The organism is Veillonella sp. ACP1, from assembly GCF_000286635.1.
GTDB lineage: Bacteria > Bacillota > Negativicutes > Veillonellales > Veillonellaceae > Veillonella > Veillonella atypica.
Genome location: NZ_ALKL01000009.1, coordinates 1 through 23,000 on the forward strand (window position 1 = coordinate 1; position 23,000 = coordinate 23,000).

The 23,000-nt window shown below is 41.1% G+C and carries 17 protein-coding genes and 3 tRNA genes; 1 reads left to right on the forward strand and 19 read right to left on the reverse strand.

What is annotated here, in order from left to right; all coding sequences use genetic code 11:
• The 6 genes from HMPREF1151_RS02735 to HMPREF1151_RS02760 all read right to left on the reverse strand — a co-directional run.
• A partial coding sequence (locus HMPREF1151_RS02735; RefSeq protein WP_009661025.1) for an ESPR-type extended signal peptide-containing protein occupies nt 1–4,839 on the reverse strand: 4,839 nt, incomplete at its 3' end.
• Nucleotides 4,840–5,405: 566 nt separating this feature from the next.
• The gene (locus HMPREF1151_RS02740) at nt 5,406–6,437 is read right to left on the reverse strand and encodes a biotin-dependent carboxyltransferase family protein (RefSeq protein ID WP_009661012.1); all 1,032 of its coding nucleotides are present in this window, start codon (nt 6,435–6,437) and stop codon (nt 5,406–5,408) included.
• Nucleotides 6,424–7,167 carry a 5-oxoprolinase subunit PxpB gene (gene pxpB, locus HMPREF1151_RS02745; protein WP_009661010.1) on the reverse strand — a complete coding sequence of 248 codons (744 nt, stop codon included), beginning with the start codon at nt 7,165–7,167 and terminating at the stop codon, nt 6,424–6,426. Before pxpB ends, HMPREF1151_RS02740 begins: the two co-directional genes overlap by 14 nt.
• Before the next feature lie 9 nt (nt 7,168–7,176).
• On the reverse strand, nt 7,177–8,373 hold the full coding sequence (locus HMPREF1151_RS02750) for an NRAMP family divalent metal transporter (RefSeq protein ID WP_009661026.1): 1,197 nt from the start codon (nt 8,371–8,373) through the stop codon (nt 7,177–7,179).
• A 70-nt stretch (nt 8,374–8,443) separates the two neighbouring features.
• Nucleotides 8,444–9,211, reverse strand: a complete 768-nt coding sequence (locus tag HMPREF1151_RS02755) for a LamB/YcsF family protein (RefSeq protein WP_009661014.1) — start codon at nt 9,209–9,211, stop codon at nt 8,444–8,446.
• Nucleotides 9,212–9,504: 293 nt separating this feature from the next.
• A complete protein-coding gene (locus HMPREF1151_RS02760; protein ID WP_009661004.1) occupies nt 9,505–11,712 on the reverse strand; it encodes an ATP-dependent Clp protease ATP-binding subunit in 2,208 nt (735 codons plus the stop codon).
• A 518-nt stretch (nt 11,713–12,230) separates the two neighbouring features.
• On the opposite strand from HMPREF1151_RS02760, the gene HMPREF1151_RS02765 reads away from it, so the two are divergent.
• Nucleotides 12,231–12,638, forward strand: coding sequence for a type II toxin-antitoxin system death-on-curing family toxin (locus tag HMPREF1151_RS02765; protein ID WP_009660976.1), 408 nt, complete (start codon nt 12,231–12,233; stop codon nt 12,636–12,638).
• Between the two features lie 592 nt (nt 12,639–13,230).
• On the opposite strand, the gene HMPREF1151_RS09815 is transcribed toward HMPREF1151_RS02765, so the two are convergent.
• The 13 genes from HMPREF1151_RS09815 to HMPREF1151_RS02825 form a co-directional block, all read right to left on the reverse strand.
• Nucleotides 13,231–13,398 carry a hypothetical protein gene (locus HMPREF1151_RS09815; protein ID WP_009661018.1) on the reverse strand — a complete coding sequence of 56 codons (168 nt, stop codon included), beginning with the start codon at nt 13,396–13,398 and terminating at the stop codon, nt 13,231–13,233.
• Between the two features lie 119 nt (nt 13,399–13,517).
• Nucleotides 13,518–13,594 (reverse strand) — tRNA-Arg (locus tag HMPREF1151_RS02770).
• A gap of 108 nt (nt 13,595–13,702) precedes the next feature.
• Nucleotides 13,703–13,776 (reverse strand) — tRNA-Gly (locus tag HMPREF1151_RS02775).
• Between the two features lie 11 nt (nt 13,777–13,787).
• Nucleotides 13,788–13,864: transfer RNA gene (locus tag HMPREF1151_RS02780), tRNA-Pro, on the reverse strand.
• A gap of 249 nt (nt 13,865–14,113) precedes the next feature.
• Nucleotides 14,114–14,947: a nucleotidyl transferase AbiEii/AbiGii toxin family protein gene (locus HMPREF1151_RS02785; protein WP_009660993.1), complete on the reverse strand. Its 834-nt coding sequence runs from the start codon at nt 14,945–14,947 to the stop codon at nt 14,114–14,116.
• Nucleotides 14,940–15,533, reverse strand: coding sequence for a type IV toxin-antitoxin system AbiEi family antitoxin domain-containing protein (locus HMPREF1151_RS02790; RefSeq protein WP_009660995.1), 594 nt, complete (start codon nt 15,531–15,533; stop codon nt 14,940–14,942). Before HMPREF1151_RS02790 ends, HMPREF1151_RS02785 begins: the two co-directional genes overlap by 8 nt.
• 127 nt (nt 15,534–15,660) lie before the next feature.
• Nucleotides 15,661–16,866, reverse strand: a complete 1,206-nt coding sequence (locus HMPREF1151_RS02795; RefSeq protein WP_005380274.1) for an NADP-dependent malic enzyme — start codon at nt 16,864–16,866, stop codon at nt 15,661–15,663.
• Nucleotides 16,867–17,069: 203 nt separating this feature from the next.
• Complete coding sequence (gene speD / locus HMPREF1151_RS02800) at nt 17,070–17,852, reverse strand: adenosylmethionine decarboxylase (RefSeq protein WP_005377253.1); 783 nt, start codon at nt 17,850–17,852, stop codon at nt 17,070–17,072.
• An 80-nt stretch (nt 17,853–17,932) separates the two neighbouring features.
• On the reverse strand, nt 17,933–18,430 hold the full coding sequence (locus HMPREF1151_RS02805) for a metallophosphoesterase (RefSeq protein WP_009661006.1): 498 nt from the start codon (nt 18,428–18,430) through the stop codon (nt 17,933–17,935).
• Nucleotides 18,427–19,008 (reverse strand): XTP/dITP diphosphatase, encoded by a 582-nt coding sequence (locus HMPREF1151_RS02810; RefSeq protein ID WP_009660996.1) that lies wholly within the window; start codon nt 19,006–19,008, stop codon nt 18,427–18,429. The genes HMPREF1151_RS02805 and HMPREF1151_RS02810 overlap by 4 nt, the downstream gene beginning before the upstream one ends.
• Before the next feature lies 1 nt (nt 19,009).
• Nucleotides 19,010–19,783 (reverse strand): ribonuclease PH, encoded by a 774-nt coding sequence (gene rph / locus HMPREF1151_RS02815; protein ID WP_009660999.1) that lies wholly within the window; start codon nt 19,781–19,783, stop codon nt 19,010–19,012.
• Nucleotides 19,784–19,924: 141 nt separating this feature from the next.
• Complete coding sequence (locus HMPREF1151_RS02820) at nt 19,925–21,298, reverse strand: histone deacetylase (RefSeq protein WP_009660991.1); 1,374 nt, start codon at nt 21,296–21,298, stop codon at nt 19,925–19,927.
• Nucleotides 21,285–22,949, reverse strand: coding sequence for a hydantoinase/oxoprolinase family protein (locus HMPREF1151_RS02825; RefSeq protein WP_009660982.1), 1,665 nt, complete (start codon nt 22,947–22,949; stop codon nt 21,285–21,287). Before HMPREF1151_RS02825 ends, HMPREF1151_RS02820 begins: the two co-directional genes overlap by 14 nt.
• Nucleotides 22,950–23,000 lie beyond the last annotated feature (51 nt).

Sequence of the window (23,000 nt, forward strand, 5' to 3'; positions counted from 1 at the left end):
TACAGCATCATTAGCGATTGCCTTAACATCACCAATGTTAGCAACATTACCATCATCTGTACTGCTGTTAGATACACGACCAGTGCCTACATTGGTAATCGTCTTACCACCTGCATTAATGCCACTAGTACCATCTATAGAGATACCACCTACGGTTACTTTATTAGTTGTGATACCAGTGGATCCGATAGTTGTATTGGTACCAATCGTTGCTGTATCAAATGTTACATTTTTAGCAGTAGCAATACTGAAGGTCTTACCAGTTTGAGTAATCTTAATATTGTCGCCATCATTAAATGCTACTGTTTCGCCACCTTTTACTTCTTGTTCAGGTTCGCTATTAGCTTTTACTTTGAAGGTTGCCGCATCTTTTGCTGCTGTTTTAATCGCTTGTTCATTAACCGTTAAGGTAATGTCATTGCCAGATGCTGCTGTTGAAATATATTTATTATCACCTTTTACAGATAATGTATCATTTTTAAGGTTTACTGCTGAGTTTGCTGCAGTTGTGTCACCACCAATTTTAAGGTTTTGGTTACTTGTAACATTGTTTACAGCATTTGAAACAGTTGTATTAACGATATTGGCTACATTGTCAGTTGTTGCCACACCATTGGTTGTGGATTTGGCTGTACCATCTGCATTACTACCAAAGACACCTTGTTTAACAGAAACAGTTACTGTATCACCAGCAGCAGATGTAGAAATAAAATTGCTATCCCCAGCAATCTTAAAGGATAAGCCACCAGATTGATTAAGTGCTTGACCTGTTGTGGAGGTTGAATCTGCTGTTAATTTAAATTTATTATCACCTAATGTAGATAAAGATTGTGTAGCTGCCGTAATTTTATTACCTAATGCTGTATTAGCAGTATTAATCGCTGCGGCTACATCTACAGCCTTTGCCACACCTGCAGTTGCAGTAGCTGATCCATCCGCAGCATTTGATGTTAATGTACCTTCCGCCACATTAACAGTAATCGTTTGACCAGTCAAAGACGCTGTCGCAGCACCTGTACCGGCTACCGTTAATTTTTGAGTTTTAAGATTAACAGAACTATCTGTACCACCTGCGGAAACATCAAGTTTTTGTGTGCCAGTAGCAGTATCTACAGCTTTTGTAATCGCTGTATTAACAGCCGTAGCCATATCATTAGCATCAACAACACCAGCAGTGCCTGTTAATGCACCAGTTGTCGGATTAGCTGCTATTGTACCTTTTGCTACATCAACTGTAATTGTTTGACCATTCACAGTTGCTTTTGCAACACCTGTACCAACAACTTTTAAACTTTGGTTCTTTAAGTTAACAGTACCACTATTCGTACCATCTGTAACTCCAAGACTTGTAGACAAATTAGATACAGCATCATTAGCGATTGCCTTAACATCACCAATGTTAGCAACATTACCATCATCTGTACTGCTGTTAGATACACGACCAGTGCCTACATTACTAATAGCCTTACCACCTGCATTAATACCATCAGTGCCATCAATAGAAATATTGCCTACTGTAACTTTATTAGTTGAAACCCCTGTAGAGCCGATAGTTGTATTAGTACCGATAGTAGCTGTATCAAATGTTACATTTTTAGCTGTAGCAATTTTAAAGGTCTTACCTGTTTGGGTAATCGCGATATTATCACCATTGTTGAAAGTAATTGTATCGCCACCCTTAACATCTTCTGCAGCAGTAGAATTAGCTTTCACCTTGAAAGATGATGCATCCTTAGCCGCATTCTTAATGGCTTGTTCATTGATAGTCAATGTTACATCATTACCATTCGCTACAGTTGTAAGATATGTAGGACTACCACTCTTAATGCCAAAATTAACATTAGCAGAAGATAAGGATTTAGCCGTTGTAGTACCTGTATCTCCACCAAGAGAAATCGTACGTGCTACAGCAGTAGCAGAATCAGTAATCGATTTCTGTGTCGCCGTGTTAAGATCAAAGGATACTTGACCATTTGTCCCTACTGTTGCCGTTGTAGTAGTACCATTTGTAAAGTTTAAACCATCAGATAGTTTAACTGAATTATTACCGGTACCATTAGCTTTGTATTTAATGGTTTGATCCGCATTAGCTTGATTGATAACATCTGCTACATTTTGAGCAACTGCTAAGCCATTAGCACCATTAACAGATACAGTACCAGACGTATTTTGCAAAGTACCTTGCGTTGTCTTAATTTCTAATTTCTTATTAGCAGCCGTAGTAGTAATAAAAGAATCAGTACCACCTTCAACCGCTAATTTACTCTTAGATAAATTAACGTCGCCACTACCAGAATTGCCTGTGAAAGCTAGGTTAACGCTCTTCAATTGTGCTACGTTAACTGCATCAGTATCGGCCTTACCAGCTGCAACACCTACAATTTGTCGTGTGCTAGTAGCAGCACCGTTAGCATCAGTTACACCAACTGATAGGGCTCCCAAGTTACTATTCAATGCTACACCAGTTAGACCAGAATACTTATCTGTACGGGCAATATTTTCTGTATTGGCATTATAACCAGCAACACCAGATGCTACATTAGCCTTAGAGCCAGCGCCGAGCGCAATAGCTTTTTCTACATTAGCTTGAGAGTCCGCACCAATTGCAACACCGCTTAACGCATTAGATTGAGATCTAAGACCTACTGCAATACTATCAGTGGCAGACGAATTAGCATTAAGACCGAGTGCCAACGCATTGTTTGCAGAGGAGGAGGCCCCAGCACCCAAAGCAATCGCATTTTCGCCATTAGTAGCTGCACCTGCGTTAGGACCATAAGCACTACCGATAGCAATGCTACTACCACCTTGAGCATTAGCACCCTTGCCTTGTGCAATACTGCCAATAGTATTAGCCACTGAGTCACGGCCAATAGCAATCGTATCTACACCAATAGCTTGACCACCCACAGCAGCAAACGCATAGGTTCCTTGAGCACGAGCATTATAACCAATAGCAGCAGCGGAATCAGCTGTAGCATTAGCAAGATGACCTACAGCAGTTGCATGACTTTGAGATGCTGTAGACTGATTACCTAATGCTGTAGAATATTGCCCGGAAGCAGTAGCTTGATTACCATAAGCAGATGCATACAATTCCGTAGCTTGTGCCCCCAATTCAGTACCATCAGTAGATCCACCGATTGCTACAGTTCCCTTACTCGATGCTAATGATTTCCAGCCCTGAGCAATGGAACCTTCTTTTGTAGCTTGTGCTTCAGTACCAATCGCTATAGACTTTGCAGCTGCTGTAGTAGCACCACTGATAGCAACAGAAGATTCCCCGTTTGCTTTTGAATTATACCCCACTGCAACTGCATTTTCTTTGGTAGCTTCTGTACTGTGACCTACAGAAATGGACATTAAACCACTTGCAACCCCCCCATTTGTTGCTAAGGTATAACTTGCAGTAGCATTAGAACCATTACCAATAGCAACCGCATCATACTGAGATGCTACCGTACTTTTACCAATTGCAATCGCTTGACTGTTAGATGCATTAGCACTGTCACCTAAAGCAACTGACGAACTACCAGTCGCTTGAGCCCCTGCACCAATAGCTGTACTATTACTATCTGTAGCGCCAGCCCCTTTACCTAATGCAGTTGCATTAGTTTGTGTAGCAGAAGCCTTCGGACCAATTGCTATGGAATCAGCTCCAGTAGCTCCATCATTATTTTCATTGCTACCAGTACCAGTTGCATTAGATTTTATGGACACATATTTTGTTCTTAACGCGTCTGCGACAGCATACAATTGAGAGCCATTGATTGCATCAGTACTAGTCGGAGATACTGCACCTGCTGCTACGTTCTTAATTTGACGTTCAGCTCCACTAGAACCAACAGAAACTTGCATTCCTGTACCTGTTACCGTTGGTGCCCCGCTCCAAGTTATTGTTTTACCACCAATAACAACGGAACCTTGACTTGTTGCATTTGTTGTTGTGGTAGAAGCACTACCAAGAGCTACTGCATTTTCTTTAGATGATGTTGCACCATAGCCAAGAGCAACTGAATTCTTCTCATTTGCTTGTGCACTAAAACCTAACGCCGTAGCTTGATCTTTTTTTGCTTTAGCATTTATACCAACAGCGACAGCACTAGTTCCTAGTGCTTCAGCACGGGCACCCAAAGCAGTAGATACCGCCCCAGTCGCTTTTGCAGTATTACCAATTGCTATACTGTCCGTAGTTTTTGCATTGGAATCAATACCAATTGCGATTGCATTTTGATCTTCGGCCTTGGATTCTTTACCAATAGAAATAGCAGACTCACTTGAAGCACTAGATTTATACCCTACAGCAACAGCATATTCCCCATTAGCTGTTGTATTAGTACCAAATGCCATTGAATAGTTTTGCCCCGCTTGTGCACCGGCACCAACAGAAACAGCATATGTTCCTGACGCGGACGCTACTCTAGAAGCATCTCCCGTTTTATATTGTTCAGCAGTCGTCCCCAAAACAAGCGCACCATAGCCCGAACCATTCGATCCCCATCCTAAAGTTACAGCATTTTGTGCACTTGTAGCATCTCTACCAATAGCAATGCCACCATTAGCAGTAACATTAGCCGCTTGACCAATAGCAATACCATCTTCATGATAACCGGATGCAGGAGTCCCTTTATTTCCCCAAATAACAATGCTACCAGATTTAGCATTATTATTTCCGAACTTTTCTGCATTAACTTGCGTGACATTCACACTCACTGCTAATGCTGCCAAAATACTAGCCACAACAATTTTCTTTTTTCCTGTTGTATTCTTAGCCAATTCAGATACTACAACATAACATTGTTTAGACTTAGACCAAATAACTTTAAAGATTTTATTCATTTTCGCTTCCTTTTCACTAACTAACCTCTCAACTACATGAAATATATTTTCAAAAACATAATGAAGTTTAGTTCTTTGTAGAGCAATAAAATCCATTAACTTCTAAAAAACTATGAATTTGATTTCATTATTCTATCATATTCCCCTCATATTTCTCAATTGTAAATTATACGGATTAAGAATATTTAATTCCTATTTCGAATTTTGTCTATTTCTATTTTTTGCTTGTATTCACTATGCTCTATATAAATTCTTTATGTATTTTAATTCATATTGTATGTATTTTCATCATATGTAGCATTTCTGCCATTCTCATTATCAATCCGTTATTGATTTCATACAACTTAAGCTATACCAAATCGGTTCATTTTATTCTCATTTTTTATAGAAGATTTTTGTTTAAGAAAATGTATCGATATATTTTTAAGTAATCCGATAAATTATTTAAAATTGATTTATACTTTATGTGCAAAAAAAGCCACTCCTTACTACAAGGAGTGGCTTTTATAAAATACATATACATACAAAATTATGTGTAAACTTATAAACCAGTCGTTTTTTACGTATTATATTGTTGTTTTCAGAGAGAATACAAATGTACTTTGTGCAGAAGCTAAGTTAATTTTGCTATGCAAATTTTGCATATATACCCTATACATCTCTTGTGCCTCTTCCACAGATACAATATCAAAGGTAATTCCATCCCCAATAGGCAACTGGCTAAGTCTAGGCAAATCAGCGGTAATAACGGTACCGATTTTCGTATAGCCCCCCGTTGTTTGTCGGTCCGCCATGAGGATAATTGGATTGCCATCAGATGGAACTTGAATCGATCCAAATACAGCGCCATCGGAGATGATATCGGCGCCATCGATGTGTTCAACAGGAGCTCCATCTAACCTAAAACCCATACGGTCGCATTGAATGGTTAATGTATAGAGTTCACTACTAAAATTGCGAATACCCGTTTCTGTAAAGTACTTAGCTTGCGAGCCCAGTACAACGCGCAGCGGTTCGTGGCATTCACGGCCGCCCCGATTAAATAGAACCGTATTAAATAAATGATTTGATTCTCTAGTATAGTCGCAGATGATAGTATCACGCATGCAATCCTTTAAACGCACTTCGTCGCCCGCCACTAAGGGACGTCCCTCAAATCCGCCAATATTCGCTTTTGTATGTGTCGCCACGCTGCCGTTGATTTCGGGCACATCAATACCTCCGGCGAAGGAAATATACATGCGCACCCCACATTGGCTAAAGCTGCCAGAGATGACATCACCGTCATGACAGACAAAAGGAATGTACCGCGGCACCTCTACATTATTAATGGTAGGCTGCATATCGGCACCTGTGAAAGCAACAATGCATGTACCTTTCACCTTGAGCGTAGGGCTGAGTACGGTACACTCCAAAGCCCCTACGGGCGTCGTATTCCCTACAAGGGCTTGTCCGATAGCATAGCTTTCACCATCCATAGGACCGGCCACGGGCATACCATATTGTTGAAATCCTACGCGCCCTCCGTCTTGCACGGTGGTCATCATACCAGGCGCAACCACCTCAAATGACGCATTCTTATATTCACTTACCTCCACGGAGGTCACCTACCTTTACATGATGTACAACGGGCTTAAAGGAAACACCCAATTTCTTAATACAGTGGAACGCACTTTCATCAATAGGAACATAGCGCACATAATCGCCCGCCTTGAGAAGAGCCGCCTCTTCACGGGATGCATCGTACATGGACAGAGGCGTGCGTCCTATAATTTGCCAGCCACCAGGGGAATCCGATGGATAGGTGCCGGTCTGCTCACCCGCGATGCCTACGGACCCTGCCGGAATATGTGTACGCGGCGAGGACAAACGAGGCGTAGCGATGCGCGGATCCATGCCACCTAAATAGGTAAAACCGGGGATAAAGCCCATCATGTACACGAGGTAGTCCGTGCCGCTATGAATGCTCACCACTTCGGCCTCTGTAAGGTGATTATGAGAGGCTACAAATCCAAGGTCTGGACCAAATTCACCACCATAGACGGTCGGTATCTCTACGACCGTCACTAGTTTACTTTCATCAGATTGGATAGGCTGCGTACAAATAGGTTCAAGAATGTGGCACAGCTCAGCATAGGTGTAGCACAGCGCATCATACTGAATGAGAAGCGCACAATAGGTAGGCACCATTTCAATAATCCCCTCTAAATGGAGGCTTTCAATACCCGCCACAGTCTGACGGATACGCTGATTAATCTTAGGGTCAATAACTTGACCAAATTCGATGGAGATAGCACTATCCCCAACCGGAGAAATTGTGGGATTCATACGTGCCCCCTAACCTAATAATTTCGCAATACCTTGCAAGGATGTAACGCCGATATAAGCAGTCACAAGCACGACAATCCAGCCAGTATAGAACAAAACAGGATTGTGCTTATAATCCCCTACAATATTCGTCTTACGCGTTGCCAATAGCATAACGGCTAAGGTAACAGGCAAAATCAAGCCGTTCACGGAGCCCGCCACGATTAACAGCGTAGCCGGTTTACCGATAAAGATAAGAATACATGTGGACACGAAAATGAATGCCATGATGGTCAATTTTTCATACCGTTCCACCACCTTGAACAAGGTTTTAAGGAAGGATACCGATGTATAGGCAGCGCCTACAACGGAGGTCAACGCAGCGCAGAAGAATACGATACCGAATAATTTATGACCGATTTCACCAGCACCAAGTAAGAACGCAGAACCTGCTGGGTCCTTTGGATCTAACGTAAAGCCCATGGATACTACGCCGAGTACGGCTAAGAATAACAATATACGAACAATGGCGTCTACGGACATGCCCATGAAGGCAGCACGACGCACATCTTTTAAATGTTCACGGCCAGTAATGCCCGCATCAATCAAGCGATGGCCACCGGAGAATGTAATGTACCCACCTACGGTACCGCCGATAAGGGTAATCGTAGCTAGCCAAGGGTAATTGGTTGGCACGATAGCATGGGTTGCGGCCTCTGCTACAGGAGGATTAGTAGAAAACGCTACATAACCGATGAGTACAAGCATCACTGTGCCCAACACTTTCGCCGTATTATCGAGAACGCCTCCCATTTTAGGGGATGCAAATAATAAAATCCCCAAAATACCACTGATGGCCGCTGCCGTCGTCGTATCGATACCGAATACGATGTTAAGGCCCATGGACGCGCCCCCAATGTTACCGATATTGAACGCAAGGCCTCCAAGGGAAATCAAGAATGCTACGAAGTAACCAAGGCCGGGCAATACCTTATTCGCAATATCTTGGCCCCGCATTTGGGATATGCCGATGATGGTCCACACATTGAGCTGTGCAATGATGGAGAAAATAACAGACACCACAATGGCGAAAGCAAAATCCGCCTGTAACTGTCCTGTAAATGCCGCCGTTTGTAACATAAATCCTGGCCCAATGGACGACGTGGCCATCAAAAATGCTGCCCCTAAGAGGACAGATAAACTCGCTTTACCTGTGATCGGTTTCATACTGACTCCTTTTATCTATTCTGATTCTATCTATTCTGATTCTATCTATTCTTATACAATCGATTGTAATCTATCGATTCTGAAAATTCGCTACCACGACACCTGCCTTAGTGAGGCCTTCACGAATATACTTTGTGAAAGCTATCGCTTTTGGATTATCACCATGAACGCATACGGAATCGGCTACAATATCGATTGTTTTGCCCGTATTCGTTACGACCTTGCCTTCTTGCACCATCATGAGCACTCGTTCCAAGGCCTCTTGCGGGTCTTTTATGAAAGCCCCCTCTTCCGTACGGGGTACCAATGTGCCTTCCTCTGTATAACCACGGTCTGCAAAGACCTCTTGTATCACTGGGATACCTCGTCGCTCCGCCTCTTTGGCTATATAACTACCACTGAGCACCATGGCACGGACCTTGGGATTGACCGCTTGCAATCCATCTAGCACTGCATCAGCTAATTCCGGCGTTACACACGCCATGTTATAAAAAGCACCATGCAATTTCATGTGCTGTAACTCTACATTGTATTGATTGCAAAATCCTTGCAACGCACCGAGTTGGTAGATCATATAGGCCCGTGCCTCATCAGGGCTGACCGCCATCTTGCGGCGTCCAAAGCCCATTAAATCGGGATATCCCGGATGAGCCCCTACGGCTACGCCCTTCTCCTTGCACATCTTAACGGTGGCCTCCATGATGAGAGGATCGCCTGCATGCCAGCCACAAGCCACATTGGCACTAGTGACGTGATTTAACACCTCACTATCCATGCCCAATGTATAATTGCCAAAGCTTTCACCTAAATCGCTATTTAAATCTATATAATGTGACATCACTATGCTCCTCTCGCTCTTCATCTTTCTTATATGCTTGCTTTTCCTTATATTCTAATTTCCCTTATATTCTTCATCTTTTCTTTTAATTCTATAGAATATAGTAACATGATTATACAAAATATATTGATACCTTATCAATGATTTTTGTCATGTATACAAAATTCATATAATAACGCAAAAAAGCACTCGACGTAATGTCGAGTGCTTTCACAATCAATAGGACTATTGTTATTTGTGTGTATATGGAGAGAGTTGTAAGGGATTCAATGAAAGGGTCAATAGCCTACCGATTATTTATTGTCCTTGGATGCAGCATCATCAGCTTGTTTGCTGTCATCTGCAGATTTGTCATCACCGGATTTAGCATCAGATGTATTAGCAGCATCTTTGTCGCTAATTACAATGTGACCATCTACAACATCAGCCAACAAGTGTTTCGCATCGATGTGATCCAAGTAGTAATCAGTTACATTGTCGCGAATTTCGGATTCGATGACACGACGTAATGGACGAGCGCCCATTGTTTTGTCATAACCTTGTTCCATCAACAAATCTTTAGCTGCGTCAGTTACATCTAAGGTAATTTGTTTTTTAGCCAAAGTTTTGTTAACTTGGTCGAGCATCAAATCAACGATTTTCTTCAAATCTTCTTTGCTTAATTGATTGAATTCGATAACAGCATTGAAACGATTCAAGAATTCAGGACGGAAGAATGGAGCAATGCGGTCCATTACATCGACTTTGTTTTCATCATCATTGTCGCTGCCATAACCGAAACCTGCATTGGATGTAGCGATAATAACAGTATTCTTGAAGTTTACTGTGTTACCTTGACCATCTGTTAAGCGACCATCGTCCAATACTTGAAGAAGTAATGTAATAACTTGAGGGTCTGCTTTTTCGATTTCATCGAACAATACGATGGAATATGGATTACGACGAACGCGTTCAGTCAATGTGTTGGAGTTATCTTCGTAACCAACGTAACCAGCTGTAGCACCAATCAATTTGGAAACTGCTGTGCGATCACTGTATTCGGACATATCCAAGCGGATGATAGCGTCCTTGTTACCGAACATATCAAGTGCTAATTGTTTAGCCAATTCTGTTTTACCAACACCAGTAGGACCTACGAATAAGAAGCTACCGATTGGACGGTTACCTTCGTCAAATCCTGCACGGTTACGACGGATAGCTTTAGAAACAGCTTCTACCGCTTTATCTTGACCGATGACATGAGCTTGTAAACGAGATTTCATATCTTTCAAACGTTCAATATCGGATGCACCCATTTGAGAAACAGGGATACCGGTCATACGTTCTACCGCTTCGGCTACATCGTTAACATTAGCCACAACCTTTTGGTTATCAGTATGCTTGTCGATTTCTTCTTGTAATTTTTGAATACGCATCTTTTCGTTAATAGCGGATTCGTAATCTTCTTTTTGAGCAAACTCTTCTTGTTTTGCTTTAGCATCTGCAATATCTGCTTCTAATGTTTTAATATCAGTTACAGGATGTTGAGATGCCAAGTGAGCTGCTGTTACATCGATCAAGTCGATAGCTTTATCTGGCAAGCTACGTTGAGGAATGTATTGTACGGAATAATCTACAGCGGCTTTCAAAACGGCATCTGGCAATTCAATGTTATGATGCGCTTCGTATAATGGACGAATGCCTTGTAGAATTTTGAAAGTATCTTCTGCAGATGGGGCATTGACTTTTACTTCATTGAAACGACGCGCAAGTGCTGCATTTTTCATGATTGTGTTACGATATTCATCTTGTGTAGTAGCACCGATAACAGTCATTTCACCACGGGACAAAGCAGGTTTCAAGATATCTGCTAAGCCTTTAGAGCCTTGACCATCACCTGTGGAACCAGCACCCAAGATTTGATGGATTTCGTCAAAGAACAAGATGATATTACCAGCCGCCTTAACCTCTTTAATAAGGTTTTGGATATTTTCTTCAAAGGAACCACGGTATTGAGTACCAGCTTCCAAACCGGAAATATCGATGGAAATGATTTCTTTATTTTTAATCGCTGCTGGAACATCGCCATTTACAATGGCTTGTGCCAAGCCTTCTACTACAGCTGTTTTACCAACACCAGCATCGCCGACTAGAACTGGATTGTTTTTTGTACGACGTGCTAAGATTTCAGCAGTTTCTTGAATTTCTTTGTTACGACCGATAACAGGATCAAGCTTACCGTTACGAGCTTCGTCTGTTAAGTTCGTACCTAAACGAGCAAGGATACCATCCTTTTTCATTTTGCCTTGTTGAGCTGCAGCTTGTGCTGCTTGGATTTCTTCATTAGTAGGCAAATGACCTGTTTGGCGATAATAAGCAAACTCTTCAGGAGTTACTTCACGACCATTAATTTTATAACGACGGTTTTCTGTAGAATAACCTCCCATATTACTCATCAATTGATTGAATAAATCATTCATGCTACCAAATTCGCTACCAAAGTTATTGAAATTGTTGTTCATATAAATTACCTCACTTTTTTACTACAAGTATATCTATTTGACCTTTTAAGTCTCTTTAATTTCTTGCTTTATTTCTAGGTTTCTTTAACCTTATGTCATTATAATAATCTTATTAAGTCAAAAAGTCAATAGGTCAAAGTAAAGATTTTTGACTTTTTCTGACTTTTATTTTGACAAATATAATTTTATTGATAAAAACACAGATAAATACTAGGTTTATAGGAGGTTCCCTATTTATATTTTTTTGCTTGTTTTATCAAATTTCTATTGTTTGTATTGATTTATTCCCTATATAATAGAAATAAAAGTCAAATATATAGTAAATATAAAAGTCAAAAATACAGTAAAGGAATTTAATTTATGATGACAAAAGATCAGAAAAATACCGATTGCAAAACAAACCACAAACCCTCTATCATAACTAGTGATACTAATAAAGATCTAAAAAAGCAGATAAAAGACATCTCGCAACAAGTATTAAAGCGTAATTATGAACTCTATAAAGCATTGGAGAACAAATGAATACAGCTAATATCCAATTCACCTTACAAGATATCTATGAACTCCACGCCCAATTAGAAAGTGCATTTGTCCTTTCACCAGGCGTACGCGATGAAAACCTATTAGCATCAGCCGTCTATACCCCCTTTCAAACCTTTATGGAAAAAGATCTATACCCATCCATCTACGACAAAGCGGCACAATTATGTTATGGCTTAGCCAACAATCATCCTTTTACGGATGGAAACAAACGAACAGCATTGCATAGCATGTATGTATATTTAATTATTAATGGATTCGATATTACGGCAACACAACAAGACGTAGAAAACATGATTATCGATATCGCCGCAGGTAATATGACAAATACAGAACTGGTGCAATGGTTACAGAAGAATACCGTAGAGATAGATACGAATTTATAATTTGACAGAGATACATAGGGTTCTATAAATTAGAACAGGCCTGTTTTATTTCTAACAAGACCTATACATAGGGCCCTTCAAATTAGTACACGCCTGTTCTATTTCTAACAAGGCACATATATAGGGTCCTTCAAATTAGTACACGCCTGTTCTATTTCTATCAAGGCACATACATAGGGGCCTACACATTAGTACACGCCTGTTCTATTTCTATCAAGGCACATACATAGGGGCCTACGAATTAGTACATGCCTGTTCTATTTCTATCAAGGCACATACATAGGGGCCTACAAATTAGTACACGCCTGTTCTATTTCTAACGAGGCCTATACATAGGGCCCTTCAAATTAGTACAGGCCTGTTCTATTTCCATAACAGTATATATAGCTCTAACTCTTTTATATACAAAAAGGTGAATGGATTTTTCCATTCACCTTTTTTAAAAGTATGTAATTTAATGCTAATCATAAATATTTCAAAAAATTCTCTATATCAGGATTAAGAGGACTCTCGAAGTCATTTAAAATTGTTCTAATCTATTCCTCAGATTTAACTTGTAAAAGTAAATCCAGATTAACAACTTTAAATCCTATCATATAAAAATCTTATCTATTTCTTCTTTCGTAGCCAAGGAATAAGATCTAGAAAATTCAACAGGAACACTTTTTTGCTTTTGCGCACTCTCTAACGCATGTAAAAGCTTGCTACAATCTTTTTTATTTTTGATAGTAACATTTTTTAAAAAACTTTTTGTAGCCATGTACACACCGCCTCCTCCTATAATTCACTTTTATTATATGTTCAACTACTCTAATTAACAATATATTTTACAAGAATTAAATAAAAAAGCGAAGTCAATTTAGACTCCGCTTATTTCTTTGGTGATCCAGGAGGGATTCGAACCCCCGACCCACGGCTTAGAAGGCCGTTGCTCTATCCAACTGAGCTACTGAACCATGTGGATTACCTTTATATGTAATTATCTATTATAGTATAAATTATGTGGCATGTATCGTCAACTAATGACGTCATTTTTCGTTCACCCTAAAAAAGGCAAAAAAAAATGGAGCGGGTGAAGGGAATCGAACCCTCGCGACCAGCTTGGAAGGCTGGGGCTCTACCATTGAGCTACACCCGCAAAATAAAAAATGGTCGGAGCAGCAGGATTCGAACCTGCGACCCCCTGGTCCCAAGCCAGGTGCGCTACCAAACTGCGCTATGCCCCGTCATTAATTACTTGCTAATTATAGCAAACCCGGTAGTTGATGTCAACCACTACTTTTGCTGAGTTTTACTCAATTGTGAGTACCTCTCTGCAACGAAAATTATTATATCATTGGACCACTATTCTGACAAGTATTTTTTTATAAATTCATTAAAAATTTAGGATTATCTATTCCCAAAATTATTTTCATAATTTCTAAATCAAAAGCACATAGTATCACCCCCTCTTTCCCTCTTTAAAAAAATTTCTTTTATAATCCCATACAATCAATAATCTGTTCAAATACATCTAATGTTTTATCAAAAGTAATTTCTACAGCGTAAGGTGAACGTTTTTGATATCTTAGCCACGATGAATGTAAATCATCATCATTTCTTAACATCATAAGAACATCCTCAAATGTTTCCTTATTAAATGAAGTATTCCTATATGCAAATGTTTTTACACAGGCAGCATGTAACAACTTATAATCTATACTGTCATTTAATGTACTATAAATCATAAATACGTCGTAAAAGTCTTTACATCGACTATTAAATACACCCCGTTCACATATGGTCTGTAGTTTCTCTGCCAACATAGTTTCTACATTATATGCACAAATATTAAATTCACTTTCATCAAAAATGCTCTTATAGGAATATCTTATAGCTTCTGGTGTAATCGGATCACCTGTAGCTATATCTAAAGGAATAACTTGTCTAATATTTTCTAATTGACAGAGTATTGTTAGTCTATAGCCTCCATACTCATCAGATTCACGAATTGGTTCTATTCGCTGTATTGAATATTTAATATCCGATGATGAGTTCAATAGTATAGACTGGAATTTCACTAACAATACTTCTTCTGTCAGTGGAAATTGCCGAATAACAAAATCAATATCTAATGTACTCCGTTGCCGTATACCAATAACATTTGATAGTAAAAAACCACCTTTAAATATAAAATTTTCACATTCACTACTAGATGATATTTGCTCTAGTATCCGCTCTAAAAAATAATGTGTTTGTATCATATTAAAAGGCAGTCCAGACTCTTTCGATAATTTATGACATAAAGCTTTCAGTTTATCCTTATTCATAGATAACCTCCAAAATACTTTTAACCTTATCATATATCTTCATTTTCTTAGCGTAATCGTATAAACGATTCAGATTTCGATTTTTATAACGCATATACCTATGTAAAGTTTTAGAAAATAATTCAGTATCGATTTTATTTCTATTTTTAATGAAATCACATAAGGTCCGTTCTAAATCATAGGTTTTGACAATATTACCATATACCGTTTTACACTCTATGATACCTAATTCATATATATCTTTCGTAACATAATGTACAAGATTCACGTTGTTAATTCTATGAATATTATACCCTCGATACACAGTTACCTCTAGTGCCGGATAAATATCATCTGTAAATTGATGTAAATACAGGGCTGATGCATATGAAAAAATGGGAACTCCATATTGTTTTTGAAAGAGATAGTATTCATCATAATCACCTTTTGTGCTTAAATAAATACCTCGACTTACACGATTAAGTATCCCCTCATTTACCATTCTAGTTAGGTATATGGAAGGTATATTAAGAGCTTTAATATCGCGACTTGAAAGTATACCATTATTTTGTTCTAGTTTTGATTCTATAATTCCTCTATAATCCATATAATATCTCCTATTGTTATTATTGTGCTTACATTTTATAATTTTGTACGCACAAATGCAACATCTATATAAAAAAACATGCACCCCACAGGGTGCATGTTCAAAATCATATTTCGTTTAGTTAAAATTAACCTTCGTAATGACCGTCTTCAACGATTTGAGGGTTTTTAGCGATGCCTTGTTTTACAGCTACTTCAGCAACTGCTTTTGCCACTGCAGGAGCTACGCGAGGGTCGAATACGGATGGCATGATGTTTTCATCATTCAATTCGCTGTCTGGAATCAAGTGTGCCAATGCATCGGCAGCAGCCAATTTCATTTCGTCAGTGATTTTAGATGCACGAACGTCAATAGCACCACGGAAGATACCAGGGAATACAGCTACGTTATTGATTTGGTTAGGTGCATCGGAACGGCCTGTACCTGCAATGCGAACGCCAGCAGCTTTCATATCAGCGTATGTTGCTTCTGGGTTAGGGTTCGCCATAGCGAATACGATAGCGTCATCAGCCAAGTTTTCCAAAATTTCTTTTGTGAAAGCACCTGCTGCAGATACGCCAAGAAGGATGTCAGCGCCTTTAGCGTTTTCAGCCAAGTTGCCATGTTTTTCTTCAAGGCCAAGCAAATCGATCAATTCAGTTTGCAAGGAATCAAGGCGTTTGTAATCTTTGTGCAATACGCCAGAGGATACCAATACGGTAATATCACGAGCGCCTGCAAGGTATAACAAACGAGCGATGTTTGCACCAGCTGCACCAGCACCATTTACAACGATTTTAGCTGTAGCTAAATCTTTTTTAACGAGGCGAAGAGCACCTTTTACACCAGCCAAACATGCGATTGCTGTACCGTGTTGGTCATCATGGAATACAGGGATTTCCAATTCTTCTTTCAAACGATTTTCGATTTCATAGCATTTAGGAGAAGAAATGTCTTCCAAGTTGATGCCAGCAAAGTTCTTTTGCAACAATTTTACAGTGTTGATCAATGTATCAGCATCTTTAGTATCTACTACCAATGGAATGCAGTCTACATCGCCAAATTTTTTAAACAATAAGGATTTACCTTCCATTACAGGCAATGCAGCAGCAGCGCCGATATCGCCAAGGCCGAGTACACGAGTACCGTCGGATACAACGGCAACCATATTGGAACGGCAAGTTAATTCAAAGGATTCTGCTTCATTGTCTTTAATACGCAAGCATGGTTCTGCTACACCTGGTGTGTAAGCAACGGATAAATCATGAGCGTCTTTTAATTCATATTTAGTTCCTACGGTGAGGAAGCCTTTTAATTCACGTTTTTTTTGTACTGCTAATTCACGTACGTCCATAATAATTCTCCTTTGTGGATGACAACGGACACAATAGTTTCTTGGTATTAATTATTAATACCCCTTACAAGTTCATTATACAGAATCAGAAACAATAACACAAGATTTTTCGATATAGTTTTTCGAAAATTTTAGAATTAATCATGAATTTATATTCTTAGCATTAATTACATGTCCACAAATAACTAAGCGTTTTAAACAATCTAGGCTTTCACAGATGGCAAATTGCGTCCGTAGAAGATTTCTGTCATTTCTTGTCGCAATTGGTGTTTAATTTGCTTAATTTCTCGTTCGCTTAATTCCGCTTCGGTAATGCCGAATAAGTAATTATCCAAATCAAAATCCTTGAGCATCATCTTAGTGTGGAAGATATTTTCTTGGTACACGTTCACATCGATCATATTGTACAAATTGCGCGTTTTCGCATTAATGTAATTTTGAATAGAGTTGATACGATGGTCGATGTAGATTTTCTTGCCCGACACGTCGCGCGTAAAGCCACGCACATGATAGTCCAATGTCAAAATATCAGAATCAAAGCTATTGATCAAGTAATTGAGGGCCTTTAGCGGAGAGATTTGACCACATGTGGACACCTCGATATCGGCACGGAATGTACTAATCCCCTTGTGCGGATGGCTTTCAGGATACGTATGAACTGTAAGATGGGATTTATCCAAATGCATAACCACATCTTCTTTTTCAATTTCTTCTTCAGAAATCAAAATCGTAACCGATGCCCCTTGTGGGTCGTAATCTTGTTTCGCAATATTTAAAATGTTAGCACCGATAATATGACTCACTTCGGTCAAAATATTCGTCAAACGTTCCGCATTGTATACTTCATCAATGTATTGAATATATTGCTTCTTTTCTTCCTCTGTACGAGTATAACAAATATCATAAATATTAAAACTCAACGTCTTCGTGAGATTATTAAACCCATATAACTTCATTTTAGGCTTTGCTTTAACTGGTGTATCCATGATATGCCATAACCCTTTCCATGCATAGACTTACTATTTTTTTTGTGAAAGTCATACAAAACGTAGCTTTCACACATATACTATATAATATCCTGTTTATACACAAATTCTACATCAAAGGCACCATTTTCATAGGTGACGATGGCAAAGGTACCACCCGATCCATCCCGCGGCAATGCAATGCTGCCAGGATTGATAAATAATGTATCACCTAAAAGTTCTTTTTTATAAACATGGCTGTGCCCGCACACGATGAGGCGCGCACCCATAGCATTGCCGATGTGTATCAATTCTTGTATTCGTTTATCATATGATACCTCATGACCATGGGTCATGTAAATATAGGTATCCTCTAAGGGAATCAATTGTTCCTTAGGTTCTAAGGGCTGCACGCGGTCATTATTACCGCGCACGGCGTAGACCGGCACATCAATACGCGTTTGCATATATCGTGCATCATCGCCATAATCGCCGGCGTGTAGCCAGATGTCGATATCTTGGTCCATCGTTGCATCTAGCACGAGATCAATGGTGTCCAGATAGCCATGTGTATCACTAATAATACCTATTCGTTTCATTTGTTCACCTTTGCAACCAATTCTTGCAACGCCTTGCCACGATGACTGATGGTTTCCTTCGTATCGATATCGAGTTCCGCCATAGTTTTGCCAAATCGGGGAACAAAGAAGTATGGATCATACCCAAATCCATTGGTACCAAGCGGCGTATCTTGAATTTCGCCATCGCAAGAGGCTTCGGCCGTTACGCTAGAACCATCGGGATGAACTAGCGCTAAGGCGCATACATAATGCGCTGTGCGGTTTGATTTGCCTTTTAATTCGCGAATTAATTTTTCATTATTTGCCTCGTCATCGCCATGAACACCCGCATAGCGTGCGGAGTATACACCAGGCGCTCCATCAAGGGCATCAACGGCAAGCCCTGAATCGTCAGCTAAACAAGGTAATCCAGTCTTTTCGCTATAATATTTCGCTTTGAGGATGGCGTTTTCCATAAAGGTCGTACCCGTTTCCTCTGGTTCCGGAACGTCTACTATGTCTTTCACAGGCACACAGGTAATGTTCATATGAGAAAAAGCCCGTTCAAATTCGCGTATTTTTCCCTTATTGCCCGTTGCTAATACAATGCGTTCCATATTATTGTTCTCCTTCAGCAGTTTGAACAGGTGCATCAGGATACACCTTGCCAATTTTATCCGCTACAGAACCGAGTACATCGCGTTGTACAGCCATTAATTCATCAGTGGCAGATTCTGCAAGGTCCAATAATTGATTAAGTTCATCGCGGCTAAATGTACCATGTTCACCTGTGCCTTGTACCTCGATAAGATTACCGGCACCGGTGCGAACCACGTTCATGTCCACTACGGCAGCGCTGTCCTCTTCATAGCAAAGGTCTGTAATAGGACCATCTGGGCCAATGCCAACGGAAATAGCGGCACAGAAATCGGTAATAGGGAATTTACCAAAGCCGCCGAATGTGAAATCGATGGCATCCACAAGAGCTACGAAGGCACCTGTGATGGACGCCGTACGCGTACCACCGTCGGCTTGGATAACATCGCAGTCTACGGTGATAGACCGTTCTCCCAAAGCCTTTAAATCTACAACGGCGCGCAACGCACGACCGATTAAGCGTTGGATTTCAACGGTACGACCTGTTTGTTTGCCTCGAGCGGCTTCACGGCTGACACGTGTTTTTGTGGATCGTGGCAGCAAGGAATACTCTGCGGTCACCCAGCCTTGACCGGAACCTTTTAGCCAGCGCGGTACATTTTCCTCGATGGTAGCCGTGCAAATGACCTTTGTTTTACCACATTCGATGAGTACAGATCCTTCTGCATATTCTGTAAAATGTCTCGTTATTTTAATCGGTCTCAATTGACCTGCTGTTCTATTATCACTGCGCATAACAACGCCCCCTTTATATCTAGTATACCTATGCTGAATTGTTCATTATAGGATATGTATCACAATAGAAACGCCCCTCACACGAGGGGCGCTATCTCGTTTATTCTATTATATCATGAACGGCGGTTCCCATTCGACAGGCTAAATCTCAACTTGGCCCTGTCCCATAGGGTCTACCACCACATAGCGATTGAGACCACCTTGTTCTTTCATGCGGCGTGCTTCTGTGAAAGCCTCTTCGCGCGTTGCATCATCTGCTTGCCATGGTATGAATATGGCGTACACACTTTGTTTGGCATAAGGTCCGTAGTTACCATAGGATTCGATACTATGCCAACCAATTTTATCCGGATAGAGACGCACTGTTTCACGGCGCTCTTCTTGAACGCCGGATTCGTCATAATACACAGAATAGTCACGGACCCATCTATCCTTGTGGCCTATGAGTTCTTCTTGTGCTATTTCCTCACGCCGTGCCCATTGGTCCTTCCATTTCAAAATAAGATCATCAATATATCTCGTTACATCAGCCGACTGATGTTGTTCTACATAGTTGGGCTCGATAACGCGACTGTAATCTAACCCAGCCATCGATAAAATGATACCCGTATTTACATAAGGCAAGGCCTCTTGTACAGAATAGCCACCTTCAAGGACCGCAATATCTGCCTGCAATAAATCAACTAGTTCTGCATAGCCCTTAGCAGTCACATTCATATTTGCTAATGGGTCCGAGAAATGGTTGTCCTGTCCCGCCGAATTGATGACGATATCCGGTTTAAATTCATGTAGAATCGGCAATACGAGTTCGCGCATCACCTGTAATAAACCTTCATCACCCGTGCTAGGAGGTAGTGGAATATCTATGTTAGCGCCAATGGCTTGAGGTCCGCCAAATTCATCCATAAATCCTGTACCCGGATATAAGGTTCGTCCATCTTGGTGAAAGCTTATATACAATGTATCTGGGTCATGATAGAACACATCTTGCGATCCATCCCCATGATGTACATCAGTATCGACGATGGCCACCCGTTTCACACCATAGGTTTGACGTATATGTTGAATCATGACAGCTTCAATATTGATGGTACAGAATCCACGAATGCCATGAACCATAGCCATCGCATGATGCCCTGGGGGTCTAACGAGGGCAAAGGCCCGATCAACTTCACCTCGTAGCACCGCATCAGCTGCTGCAATGGCACCACCAGCCGATACGCGATGCGCATCGGTTACCCAAGATGCTAAATCAGGGGCCCCAACGTGAACCCGTTCTATTACATCCCAGTCGGCTACGATAGGATTGTATTCTCGAATATTGGGTACATCCAATAAACCTTCTTCTACGATTTGATCCCGCGTATAGAGCAACCGTTCTTGCCGTTCTGGATGAGTAGCAGAAATTTTCCAATCAAAGGCCGGGAAAAATACGAGGCCTAATGAAGGATATTCTATTGTACTAGTCTGCACGATTCCATTTCGCACACGGTAACTGTCCTTATGATTCCACATAGCCGCTCACCCCCGCTTTCAGTTGTACCTTCACAGTAATAATGCGTTCCATCGATTGCCATCCATCGACAACAGGGAAATCTTCAACGCTTATCGTTTCTACATCAGGTATTACGCCTGCTGCTACAAGGCCTTGTTCTTGAGCAGCTTCACATAATAATCGATACGCCACCTCTTCCACAGCGTTAGCGGAACGCAAAGCGCTACCAGTATCTTGAATACCTAGCTCTGGCACCACCATGGTACGCCGTTTTGTATCGACGTGAACCGTAATCGCTATCGTATGGTTAGCCACACCAGCACCGATGGCATTAGCCACGGCCGCATCGGCTGGAATATGAACAGGCAATCCTAGTTGGTCCCCAATAATAGGGCCCAAACTAGCCGCCGTGCCACCGACGATAACAAGCTGGGCCGGCACAAATGGATCGGGATGCACGATATCGGCCACTACATAGATAGGTCGTTTATTTTCCTTCGCCACGACCGTATCAATCCCTTGCTTTACAACACGGACGGCTTCATCTACGATGCGTTGAGCCATAGTGTTAGCATCAATGGTCGTATCAATCTGTGCAATGGCATCGTACGCCTTCTGTTCATCGCCATAATGAGCTTTACCAAGCACGATGAGGGCATCCCCTAATGTAGGGATAGTGCCGCCAAGTGCAACAGACGGGCCGAGCCGTTCTGGTCCAACAGTAAGTTCGCCATCTTCATAGCGCACCGCCGATTCACCGCCAATGCCCACCGAGGTAACCGCAAAGGAACGTACAGCACTTGGATATTCACGAATGGATACGCCCTCCTTTGTCATCAGTGGTTTGCCCTGTTTCCACAAGGAAATATCCGTTGTAGTCCCTCCAATATCAAGGGCCACCGTATGAGCGTCTTTAGTGCTGCGCAATGCTTCCAAGCCAAGTACCGTTGCAGCTGGTCCGGTAAATACCGTTTCTACAGGAATGGATTCCACCGTATCTATCGGTAGCGAACCACCGTCAGCTTTCAAAATATATACAGGTGCCGTAATGTGAAAGGTATCTAATGCGTGGTAAACAGCGTTCTTAAATTCCTTAAATACAGAGGCCACGGCGCTATTAAAATAGGCACTGATGGTACGACGTGGAAAATTAAGACTGCCACTTAACGCACTGCCTGTAGAAATCGTATTATATGTGTCAGCTAGAGCCTGAGCAACATCGGTTTCTTCCTTTGGATTGCGGACACCAAATTTTGCGGATACAGCTGCTAAATCGGTGCCACTCTTAGCTTGCACCATGTTCTCTAGTTGATGAGTCCCCTCTACATCCGTACGTTCCACCACGATGCCACGATGGTCCGTGTACCCTTTAAGATACACAGGTCTTACAGGGAATATATCATCTACATTGCGCCCTGGCCCCGCTACTACATAGAGATCTACAGGCTGTTCTTTATGCTCTACAATTGTATTTGTCACGACCGTAGTGGATAGCGTTACCTGTTCTATTTGTGCAGGGTCCACACCACGCATCACCGCACCTAAGGCATCCGTTATGCCATTCATGAGATTCTCCTTCGTGGTTCGCCGCTTCGCCGATGAAACGATGGTACCCCCATCTATAATAACGGCATCCGTAAAGGTGCCACCTACATCTATGCCTAATAACATATATCCTCCTTTAAACAGAAAAGAGACCGCCGGAGCAGTCTCTTTTGTTAA

Excerpts from the sequence above, each read along its gene's own strand:
- HMPREF1151_RS02825 (WP_009660982.1), bottom strand. The coding sequence starts at position 22,949 with ATGTTATTAGGCATAGATGTAGGTGGCACCTTTACGGATGCCGTTATT.
- HMPREF1151_RS02760 (WP_009661004.1), bottom strand. The coding sequence starts at position 11,712 with ATGAACAACAATTTCAATAACTTTGGTAGCGAATTTGGTAGCATGAAT.
- HMPREF1151_RS02820 (WP_009660991.1), bottom strand. The coding sequence starts at position 21,298 with ATGTGGAATCATAAGGACAGTTACCGTGTGCGAAATGGAATCGTGCAG.
- pxpB (WP_009661010.1), bottom strand. The coding sequence starts at position 7,167 with ATGAATCCCACAATTTCTCCGGTTGGGGATAGTGCTATCTCCATCGAA.
- HMPREF1151_RS02795 (WP_005380274.1), bottom strand. The coding sequence starts at position 16,866 with ATGGACGTACGTGAATTAGCAGTACAAAAAAAACGTGAATTAAAAGGC.
- HMPREF1151_RS02805 (WP_009661006.1), bottom strand. The coding sequence starts at position 18,430 with ATGAAACGAATAGGTATTATTAGTGATACACATGGCTATCTGGACACC.
- HMPREF1151_RS02790 (WP_009660995.1), bottom strand. The coding sequence starts at position 15,533 with ATGGATTATAGAGGAATTATAGAATCAAAACTAGAACAAAATAATGGT.
- HMPREF1151_RS09815 (WP_009661018.1), bottom strand. The coding sequence starts at position 13,398 with ATGGCTACAAAAAGTTTTTTAAAAAATGTTACTATCAAAAATAAAAAA.
- rph (WP_009660999.1), bottom strand. The coding sequence starts at position 19,783 with ATGCGCAGTGATAATAGAACAGCAGGTCAATTGAGACCGATTAAAATA.
- speD (WP_005377253.1), bottom strand. The coding sequence starts at position 17,852 with ATGGATACACCAGTTAAAGCAAAGCCTAAAATGAAGTTATATGGGTTT.
- HMPREF1151_RS02765 (WP_009660976.1), top strand. The coding sequence starts at position 12,231 with ATGAATACAGCTAATATCCAATTCACCTTACAAGATATCTATGAACTC.
- HMPREF1151_RS02750 (WP_009661026.1), bottom strand. The coding sequence starts at position 8,373 with ATGAAACCGATCACAGGTAAAGCGAGTTTATCTGTCCTCTTAGGGGCA.
- HMPREF1151_RS02810 (WP_009660996.1), bottom strand. The coding sequence starts at position 19,008 with ATGGAACGCATTGTATTAGCAACGGGCAATAAGGGAAAAATACGCGAA.
- HMPREF1151_RS02755 (WP_009661014.1), bottom strand. The coding sequence starts at position 9,211 with ATGTCACATTATATAGATTTAAATAGCGATTTAGGTGAAAGCTTTGGC.
- HMPREF1151_RS02785 (WP_009660993.1), bottom strand. The coding sequence starts at position 14,947 with ATGAATAAGGATAAACTGAAAGCTTTATGTCATAAATTATCGAAAGAG.